Source organism: Bartonella sp. MU70NMGDW (assembly GCF_042194085.1).
Lineage (GTDB): Bacteria > Pseudomonadota > Alphaproteobacteria > Rhizobiales > Rhizobiaceae > Bartonella > Bartonella grahamii.
Map to the genome: position 1 here is coordinate 1 of NZ_JBHIMK010000407.1, position 1,028 is coordinate 1,028.

The following is a 1,028-nucleotide window of genomic DNA, read 5'->3' on the forward strand; positions in this document are numbered from 1 at the left end:
CCCCAATAAATAAACGCGAAAACTCTTCTGCTCATTCCTAAATAAAGCAATAATGCAGCATCAAATGATAAATACAAGAAATCATTCTTTCTTTTCCTATCATTAAAATTTTCTACACTAGCATCATTCAGATTTTTGTATAATCTTTCGGTTGTTTCCGTGAAATCATGCATCTCTTTATGAACTTAAAACTATAAATTAATCGTTTACGTTCACATCAATTTTTATAAATTATGCTCTTTTCTTTATACCATTTACACGGAGCACATCTCTATTGCAACAAACCTACACCATGCTATTTGCTGACTCTTAAGGTCACAACAACCTATACATTAGTACGCTTTATAAGAAAAATTTTTTTAATCTCGTTATCCACATCCACACACGAGCCTCGTTTGTTATATGCAATGAAATGGCTTTGTTTATGCTGGAATAAAAGTTCCATAGTACTACAAAATGCAATTACAATAGCTGTTATTTTGTGAATACCAATAAAAACTATCGTTCAAAAAAATCTCTAGAATTATAAATTTATCTGAAAAATATTAATGCTTAATCAGACCGCTATAAAAATCCATTTGAAGTTTTAAAAAAAGAATTTTGTCTACTCATTATTGTAAGGCAGCCTCTTTTTAATTATTTTAAAACGAGTGTTTCTAATCTTTTTTACTTTTAATAACTAACGAAATCACTCTTTAAGCATTATGGAAAACATTAACTTGATTTTCTATTACATATAAATAACTTATTATGACTTTATATTCATAAAACTCTCACTCTTTCCAAGAAATCATCTCGATATCATATTATATAAAACTTCTTACTTATTTGTCCTTATAATTTACACTCAAAAATATAATACAACGATTTATGAAAAAATGACTCTTGTTAAAAATACTCGATGAATTTTAAGGACGTAAAGAATCAAGTGCCGCATTTAACCCTTTAAACGGTACAGTAAAAGAAAATACCTTTCCTTCTTTAATTTTATAGGAAATACGTACTTTATTGTCCTGCTCTATTTGTTT

The 1,028-nt window shown here is 27.7% G+C and carries 1 pseudogene; it reads right to left on the bottom strand.

Annotation, left to right across the window (positions count from 1 at the left end):
- Window positions 1–908: 908 nt before the first annotated feature.
- Window positions 909–1,028 (bottom strand): annotated as a pseudogene (locus tag ACFIKE_RS11305) (invasion-associated locus B family protein); the annotation flags it as partial.